Genomic DNA, 9,430 nt, shown 5'->3' on the forward strand with positions numbered 1-9,430 from the left:
CCCTCGGCCGCCGGACAGGCCCTAGCGCCGTGCGCCGACCGCCGGCTCGCTCCACTGCTCCGGCACGGTGACCGGCTCCTCGGCCTGCTCCCGGGCGGGCACCCGCGGCAGCTTGTACACCCACTCGTGGTACAGCCAGCGGGCGGCCAGGAAGCCGACCGTCAGGCAGATCTCGCCGCCGACGGCGTCCATCCAGAAGTGGTTGGCGGTCGAGATGATGACCACCAGGGTGGCCGCCGGGTACATCAGTCCGAGCACCCGGACCCAGGTCCGGCGGACCAGGAAGAAGATCGTCAGACCGCACCACATCGACCAGCCGATGTGCATCGAGGGCATCGCCGCGTACAGGTTGGAGACGTGCGCGGCGGGCCCGGAGGCGAACGAGCCCCAGGTGTGGTGGGCCTGCACGGTGTCGATGAAGCCGCCGTCGGTCATCAGCCGCGGCGGGGCCAGCGGGAAGAAGTAGAAGCCGACCAGGGCGATCCCGGTGGTGACGAACAGCACCGTGCGGGCGGCGACGTAGCGGCCGGGGTGGCTGCGGTAGAGCCAGACCAGCACACCGATGGTGATGATGAAGTGCAGGGTCGCGTAGTAGTAGTTCATCCCGGTGATGAGCCACCCGACGCTGTCCACGGCGTGGTTGATCGAGCGCTCGACCGCGATGCCGAGGTCCTTCTCCAGGTCCCAGATCCAGCGTGCGTGCTTCTGGGCTATCGCTTCCTGCTCCGGGACGGCGTTGCGCACGAGGGAGTAGAGCCAGTAGCTGATCCCGATCAGGGCGAGCTCGAACCAGATCCGCGGCCGGGCGGGTGAGCGCCGCTGGTCCCGGATGCGGCCGCGCAGGGCGGCGGTGCGGGACTGGGCGGCACGGGTGGCTCCTTCGGGCAGCCGGGCCGGGGTGGCCTCGGTCGCCTCGGAGCCGCCACCGCGGGCCGCGTCGGCGCGCCGGGCGTCGCCTCGCTGGATCTCGGTCGGTTCCCCCATGGACGAGAAGTCTGCCAGACCACTCGTAGCCGTCTGCTCATCCTCTGGAAGTGGATTCTTCACCGGCTGTCCCCCTCCAGGGGTAGGGGGCGGATCCCACCGGGGTAGGGGGTGCGGTCGGGTCTGGTGCTTACCGGTGGGACGGACATACGTCCCATTGTCACGCGCTCGGCCGTTCGAGCGTAACCGGGGTGGCCGGGCGGGCCGGTGGCCTGGAATTTCCCGGGACGAAACGCTTTCTGCATCTTGCTGAAACGGATTGCAGGCCGCTAGCTTCCTGGGAAATCGATCGCCCCTTCCCCTAAGGGAGCCCCTCAGTGGCCGATACGCCGCTCCGCCCCCGACGGAGCAGTCCTCCCCGCGGACCCGCCCGCAGACCCGGCCGCACGGCCGTCCTGCTGGCCGCCGCGCTGACCGCCGCCACCCTCGGCGGCGCCCCCGCGGCCCTCGCCGCGGCTCCGCCGCCCCCGCCCTCGGACGCCGCCCTGGCGGCCACCGCCGGACGGCACGACCTCACCCGCGAGCAGTTCTACTTCGTCCTGCCCGACCGCTTCGCCAACGGCGACACCGCCAACGACACCGGGGGCATCACCGGCGGACGGCTGGACAACGGCCTCGACCCGACCGACAAGGGCTTCTACCACGGCGGCGACCTGGCCGGCCTGATCCAGAAGCTCGACTACGTCCAGAACCTCGGCACCACCGCGATCTGGCTGGCCCCGATCTTCAAGAACAAGCCGGTGCAGGGCAGCGGGGCCGACGCCTCGGCCGGCTACCACGGCTACTGGATCACCGACTTCACCCAGGTCGACCCGCACTTCGGCACCAACGACCAGCTCAAGGAACTGATAGCCAAGGCGCACGCGCGCGGCATCAAGGTCTTCTTCGACGTCATCACCAACCACACCGCCGACGTCATCGACGACGCGGAGCAGCAGCACTCCTACCGCTCCACCGGCGCCTACCCGACCCTCGACGCGGACGGCAACCCGGTCGACGAGACCGCGATCGCCGCCGCGGGCGCCCCCTGGCCGAAGATCACCAAGGACTCCTTCCCCTACACCCCGGTCTTCCGCAAGCCCGCGGACGCCACCGCCAAGACCCCGTCCTGGCTCAACGACCCGGCGCTCTACCACAACCGGGGCGACTCGACCTTCGTCGGAGAGTCCGCCACCGAGGGCGACTTCAACGGCCTGGACGACCTGGACACCCAGAACCCCCGGGTGGTCAAGGGCTTCGAGCAGGTCTACCAGCAGTGGGTCAAGGACGCCGGGGTGGACGGCTTCCGGATCGACACCGTCAAGCACGTCGACATGGCCTTCTGGCAGCAATGGGCGCCCGCGCTCAAGGACTTCGCCACCAAGCAGGGCAACCGGAAGTTCTTCATGTTCGGCGAGGTCTACTCCGGCGACCCGGCCGTCACCTCGCCCTACGTCACCAAGGGCAAGCTCCAGGCCACCCTGGACTTCCCGTTCCAGGGCGCGGCCCGCTCGTACGTCTCCCAGGGCGGCTCGGCGCGCAACCTCGCCGACGTCTACGGCCAGGACTACCGCTACACCGGCGCCGACACCGACGCCTACGAGCTGCCGACCTTCCTCGGCAACCACGACATGGGCCGCTTCGGCTCCTTCCTGCTCGCCGACAACCCGGGCGCCGACGACGCCACCCTGCTCAAGAAGGACCGGCTCGGCAACGAGCTGCAGTTCCTCACCCGCGGCCAGCCCGTCGTCTACTACGGCGACGAGCAGGGCTTCACCGGCGCGGGCGGCGACAAGGACGCCCGGCAGGACATGTTCGCCTCGAAGACGCCCTCCTACAACGCCGACCGGGTGCTCGGCGGCCCCTCGGGGGCGGCCGACCGGTACGGGCAGGGCGGCGAGCTCTACCAGGGCATCGCCGGCCTGGCGAAGCTGCGCCGCGACAACCCGGCGCTCGCCGACGGGGCGCAGATCCAGCGCTACGCCGCCGACGGCCCGGGCGTGTACGCCTTCTCCCGGATCGACGCCGGGCAGCAGGTCGAGTACCTGGTGGCGGTCAACAACGCCACCGAGGCGAAGACCGTCACGCTGGACACCTTCTCCGCGGGGATGGGCTTCGACCCGGTCTACCCCGCGGCCGGACCGCGGCTCACCAGCGGCGCCGACCGCAAGGTGACCGTCACCGTTCCGGCGCTGTCCTCCGTCGTCCTCAAGGCCGGCGCCCGGCTCGCGCCGGTCGCCGCCGCGCCGCAGCTGTCGGTGCAACCGCCGGCGGACGGTTCGACCGGGCTCGTGACGATCGGGGCGAAGGCGGACGGCGGCGGCTTCAACCGCGTGACGTTCGCCGCGCAGACCGGCAACGGGCCGTGGCGGACGCTCGGCACCGCCGACACCGGGACGTCCGGCTCCGACGGCCGACGACTCTTCGCGGTGACCCAGGACCTGAGCGCCGCCGCCCCCGGCACGGTGGTGCGCTACAAGGCCGTCCTCCAGGACTCCAGCGGCCACCTGCGCTCCACCACCGCGAGCTTCACCACCGGCACCCCCGCTCCCCAGCCGGTGCCCACCGCCGGCGCCCGCCCGTACGCCGTCGTCCACTACAACCGGCCGGACGGCGACTACGACGGCTGGAACCTGTACGCCTGGGGCGACCTCGCCGACGGCGAGGGCACCACCTGGCCGGCCGGGCACCCCTTCACCGGGCGGGACGCGTACGGCGCCTTCGCCTACGTGCGGCTCAAGCCCGGCGCCTCGGACCTCGGCTTCGTCGTGGAGAAGAACGGCGTCAAGGACGTCGACGCCGACCGCCACCTCGACCTGGGCAGCGGCGGCGAGGTGTGGTTGAAGCAGGGCGACCCGACCGTCCGCACCACGAACCCCGGCCCGGCGAACACCCAGCCCGCGAACACCGCCGTCATCCACTACAACCGGGCCGACGGCACCTACGACGGCTGGGGCCTGCACGACTGGACCGGCGCCGCCGCCCCCACCGACTGGGGCAAGCCGCTGCTGCCGGTGCGCCGCGACGCCTTCGGCGCCGTCTTCGAGGCGCCGCTCGCCCCCGGGGCGACCAGCCTCAGCTACATCCTGCACAACGGCAACGACAAGGACCTGCCCGCCGACCAGTCGCTGGACTTCGCCGTCAACGGCAAGGAGGTGTGGATCCTCGGCGGCCGCGAGGGCTACCTGCTGCCGCAGAACCCGGCCGCCGCCTCGCAGTTGGATTTCGGCAGCGCCAAGGCCCAGTGGATCGACGCGCGGACCGTCGTCGTCCCGGCGAACTACGGCGCCACCGACCAGGCCCTGGCCGGCGGCACCAGCGCCCAGCTGGTCTACGACCCCGAGGGCGGCATCCGCGCCGACAAGGGCGTGCTGACCAAGCCCGGGAAGTGGATCCGCCTCACCCCCGTCGCGGGCGGGCTGACCGACGCCCAGAAGGCCGCGTACCCGCACCTGGCGGGCTACCGGGCCTTCACCGTGGACAAGCGGGACACCGCCCGCGTCCCGGCGGCGCTGCGCAGCCAGCTGCTGTTCACCGAACACCTGCCCAGCGGCGCCGTGCTGGCCGGCACCGGGGTGCAGACCCCCGGCGTACTGGACGACCTGTACGCCCGCCGCACCGGCAAGGTGGACTTCGGCCCGGCCCACTACGACGGCAAGGCCGCCCTCTCGCTCTGGGCGCCGACCGCCCAGCAGGTGTCCGTCCGGGTCTTCGACAGCGCCACCGGGGGCACCCCGAGGACGCTGCCGATGACGCTGGACGACGAGACCGGGGTGTGGGAAGTCGTCCGGGACCGCGAGGAGTTGGACGGCAAGTACTACCTGTACCAGGTGAAGGTCTGGGCGCCCTCGGTGCAGCAGGTGGTGGTCAACACCGTCACCGACCCGTACTCGGTGGCACTCTCCACCGACTCCCGGCGCAGCCTGGTCGCCGACCTGGACGCCAAGGAGCTCAAGCCGGCCGGCTGGGACGACCAGACCCGCCCGAAGGCCGTCCCGCCGGCGCAGCAGCAGATCCAGGAACTCCACGTCCGGGACTTCTCGGTGGAGGACACCACCGTCCCGGCCGCCGAGCGCGGCACCTACCTGGCCTTCACCGAGTCGAACTCGGCCGGGATGCAGCACCTGCGGGACCTCGCCAAGGCCGGGGTGACGACGGTGCACCTGCTGCCGACCTTCGACATCGCCACCATCCGGGAGAACCGGGCGGACCAGAAGCTCCCCGCCTGCGACCTCAAGTCCCTCCCCCCGGACGGCCCGAAGCAGCAGGAGTGCGTGGCGGCCGTGGCCGCCGACGACGCCTACAACTGGGGCTACGACCCGCTGCACTACAACGTGCCGGAGGGGTCCTACGCGACGGACCCGAACGGGACGGCCCGGACCGTGCAGTTCCGGCAGATGGTCCAGGCGCTGCACGCGGCGGGACTGCGGGTGGTGCTGGACGTGGTCTACAACCACACCGCCGCCGCCGGCCAGGCCGACCACTCGGTGCTCGACAAGGTAGTGCCCGGCTACTACCAGCGGCTGGACGCCGACGGCAAGGTGACGACGGACAGCTGCTGCGCCGACACCGCGCCCGAACACGCCATGATGAACCGGCTGGTGGTCGACTCGGTGACGCTGTGGGCCCGGGAGTACCAGGTCGACGGTTTCCGCTTCGACCTGATGGGCCTGGACCCGAAGTCCACCATGCTGGACGTCCAGGCGGCGCTGGGCAGGATGACGCCCGAGTCGGACGGCGTGGACGGCAGGAACGTCTTCCTCTACGGCGAGGGCTGGAACTTCGGCACCGTCGCGAACGACGCCCGGTTCCCGCAGGCCACCCAGGCCAACATGGCCGGCACCGGCATCGCCACCTTCGACGACCGGCTCCGCGACGCCGCCCGCGGCGGCAACTTCATGCTCGGCTCCGCGCCGCAGCAGGGCTTCGCCTCGGGCCTGTACACCGACCCCAACGGCTCGCCCGCGAACGGCAGCCCGCAGGAGCAGAAGGCCCGACTGCTGCACCAGATGGACCAGTTGAAGGTCGGCCTCACCGGCAACCTGGCCGGCTACTCCTTCACCGACAGCTCGGGGAAGACCGTCACCGGGGCCCAGGTCGACTACAACGGCGCCCCGACCGGGTACGCGGCGAAGCCGGGCGAGGCAGTGGAGTACGTGGACGCCCACGACAACACCGACCTGTTCGACGCGCTCGCGTACAAACTGCCGACCACCACCGCGCCCGCCGACCGGGCCCGGATGCAGGCGCTCGGGCTGTCGCTGACCGCGCTCACCCAGGGCGCGGGCTTCGCCCAGGCGGGCAGCGACCTGCTGCGCTCCAAGTCGCTGGACTCCAACTCCTACGACTCCGGGGACTGGTTCAACGCGATCCACTGGCCCGATCCATTGACGGGGGCCTCGCAGGGCAACGGCTGGGGTCGCGGCCTGCCGCCGGCCAAGGACAACCAGGAGCTCTGGCCGACCGCGAAGTCCCTGCTGGCGAACCCGCGGCTGACCGTGGGGGCGGCCGACATCCGGGCGACCACCGCGCAGTTCCAGGAGTTCCTGCGGATCAAGCAGTCCTCACCGCTGTTCTCGCTGCCGACCCTGGCCGACGTCCAGCAGCGGCTGTCGTACCCGCTCTCCGGCACGCCCGGTGAGACGCCCGGGGTGATCACCCTGCACCTGGACGGCACCGGGCTGGCGGGGGCGGCGAAGGGCATCACCGTCGTCGTCAACGCCACGCCCGCCACGCAGGCGCAGACCGTGGCCGCCGCGAAGGGGACGAGCCAGGCGCTGCACCCCGTCCAGGCGGGCGGGGTGGACCGGGTGGTGCAGCAGTCCGGCTTCGACGCGGCCACCGGCACGTTCACCGTGCCGGGTCGCACCGTGGCGGTGTTCGTGCAGGGCTGATCCCGCCGGCCCCGGCTCCCGGGCCCCGCACCGCCGTCCGGGCGGAGCGGGGCCCGGTTCCGTTCCGGCCGGGGAATGGCCGGAAACCGGCGGTGGCACGGCCGGAAGTGTGACGTGCCGCCCCGGTGCGGCGCTGCCGGGCCCCGGTCGGGGCGGGCGCCGGCCCTGACCGCTGGTCAGTCACCTCCGGTGGTGATCGAACTTTGCCAAGGGCATGAAAACCGTGTTCAAGACTTCGTCATGCCGTAACACAACTGACTAAGCGTCGTGCATACGGTTTCGGTAATTAATCGGCCAATCGGTGGCATGCATCTGTCATTAACGGCGCGTTTGCTGCCACGATTCCTCCGGCTGCAGACGAGGGGGCCCCACCCCCCGGTGCAGCTGTCCGAGTTCAGGTGCAGCGCCTCCCGACCTTGCAACGAACCTGCACGACTTGCGAGCACCGCACCGCACTGCAACGCCGACGCACACGCAACGCCATGCACAGCACGGCAACCGCACCCCCGTTGCACCCGGCGGGGGCCCCCACTGCGCCGCAACCGCGGCCCAGGTTCTCTCCACCGTGCACGCCGGGTCGATCCACCCGGTCCGCCGGTCGGAAAAGGAGTCCGCATGTCACGTCACGCCCACGTCCGGAAGGCAGCGGTTGTCATGGCCGCCACCACCGCGCTGCTGGTCACCGGCATACCGGTGATCGCGCAGGCGGCCCCGGACGCGCCGACCGCCGTCGCCAACCAGCAGGCCAGCCGGGCCACGCTGATCGCCTCGGCGAACCAGCAGACCGCCTCCCTGGCCCAGGCGCTCGGCCTGGACGGCAAGGAGCAGCTGGTCACCAAGGACGTCGTCCAGGACGCCAACGGCGCTCGCCACCTGCGCTACGAGCGCACCTACGCCGGGCTCCCCGTCCTCGGCGGCGACCTGATCGTCCACCAGGACGCCACCGGCGCCACCAAGAGCGTGACCAAGGCCAGCGAGGCCAACCTCGCCGGCGTCGGCACCACCCCCGCGCTGGCCGCGCCGAAAGCCCAGGAGGCCGCGCTCGCCGCCGAGCAGGGCACCGTCGAGGGCGCGCCCCGGCTGGTCGTCTGGGCCGCCGACGGCACCCCGAAGCTCGCCTACGAGACCGTGGTCAACGGCCGCGAGTCGGACGGCACCCCGAGCAAGCTGCACGTCGTCACCGACGCCAAGACCGGTGCCGTGCTCAGCAAGGCCGACGGCATCAAGCGCGGCTCCGGCACCGGCGTCTTCGTCGGCACCGTCCCGCTGACCACCACCCAGAGCGGCTCCACCTACTCGCTCAAGGACGCCACCCGCGGCGGCCAGTACACCACCGACATGAAGAACGGCACCTCCGGCAACGGCACGCTGTTCTCCAAGTCCTCCGACACCTGGGGCAACGGCCAGGCCAGCAACCGCGAGTCGGCGGCCGTCGACGCCCAGTACGGTGCCGCCGTCACCTGGGACTTCTACAAGAACAACTTCGGCCGCAACGGCATCAAGAACGACGGCGTCGGCGCGATGAGCCGGGTGCACTACGACACCGGCTACGTCAACGCGTTCTGGGACGACGGCTGCTTCTGCATGACCTACGGCGACGGCAGCGGCGACACCCACCCGCTCACCGAACTCGACGTCTCCGGCCACGAGATGAGCCACGGCGTCACCTCGGCCACCGCCAACCTGAACTACTCGGGCGAGTCCGGCGGCCTCAACGAGGCGACCTCCGACATCATGGGCACCGGCGTCGAGTTCTACGCCAACCTGCCCGCCAACCCGCCGAACTACCTGATCGGCGAGCTGATCGACATCAACGGCAACGGCACGCCGCTGCGCTACATGGACAAGCCCTCCAAGGACGGCACCTCGGCCGACTCCTGGTACTCGGGCGTCGGCAACCTGGACGTGCACTACTCGTCCGGCGTGGCCAACCACTTCTTCTACCTGCTGTCCGAGGGCAGCGGCGCGAAGACCATCAACGGCTTCAACTACAACAGCCCGACGGTCAACAACATCACCGTCTCCGGCATCGGCCGCGACAAGGCGCTGCAGGTCTGGTACAAGGCGCTGACCGCCTACATGACCTCCACCACCGACTACGCCGCCGCCCGCACCGCGACCCTGAACGCGGCCACCGACCTGTACGGCGCCAACAGCGCCGAGTACAACGCGGTCGCCACCGCCTGGGCCGCCGTCAACGTCGGCTCGCTGCCCAACCCGGGCGGCGTCACCGTCACCAGCCCGGGCAACCAGTCCACCGCGGTGGGCGGCTCGGTCAACCTGCAGATCAAGGCCTCGGGCGGGACGGCGCCGCTGTCCTACTCGGCCACCGGGCTGCCGGCCGGCCTGGCCATCAACGCCAACACCGGTGCGATCACCGGCTCGCCGACCGCCGCGGGCAGCTCCAACGTGACGGTCACGGTGAAGGACTCGGCCGGCAAGTCCGGTACGGCCAGCTTCACCTGGACGGTCACCGGCGGTGGCGGCGGTTCCTGCACCCCGGCGCAGCTGCTCGGCAACCCGGGCTTCGAGACCGGGACGGCGTCGCCGTGGACGGCTTCGAGCGGTGTGAT

At 71.2% G+C, this 9,430-nt stretch carries 3 protein-coding genes; 2 read left to right on the forward strand and 1 reads right to left on the reverse strand.

Translation table 11 applies throughout. From position 1 onward, the window contains the following. Nucleotides 1-21: 21 nt before the first annotated feature. Nucleotides 22-984, reverse strand: coding sequence for a phosphatase PAP2 family protein (locus tag ACFXPX_RS32010; RefSeq protein WP_380644235.1), 963 nt, complete (start codon nucleotides 982-984; stop codon nucleotides 22-24). A 317-nt stretch (nucleotides 985-1,301) separates the two neighbouring features. On the opposite strand from ACFXPX_RS32010, the gene pulA reads away from it, so the two are divergent. Next, the gene (pulA, locus tag ACFXPX_RS32015) at nucleotides 1,302-6,857 is read left to right on the forward strand and encodes a pullulanase-type alpha-1,6-glucosidase (RefSeq protein ID WP_380644236.1); all 5,556 of its coding nucleotides are present in this window, start codon (nucleotides 1,302-1,304) and stop codon (nucleotides 6,855-6,857) included. Nucleotides 6,858-7,472: 615 nt separating this feature from the next. Then, a partial coding sequence (locus ACFXPX_RS32020; protein ID WP_380644237.1) for a M4 family metallopeptidase occupies nucleotides 7,473-9,430 on the forward strand: 1,958 nt, incomplete at its 3' end.

Origin of the sequence: Kitasatospora sp. NPDC059146, from assembly GCF_042786665.1 — a bacterium.
GTDB lineage: Bacteria > Actinomycetota > Actinomycetes > Streptomycetales > Streptomycetaceae > Kitasatospora.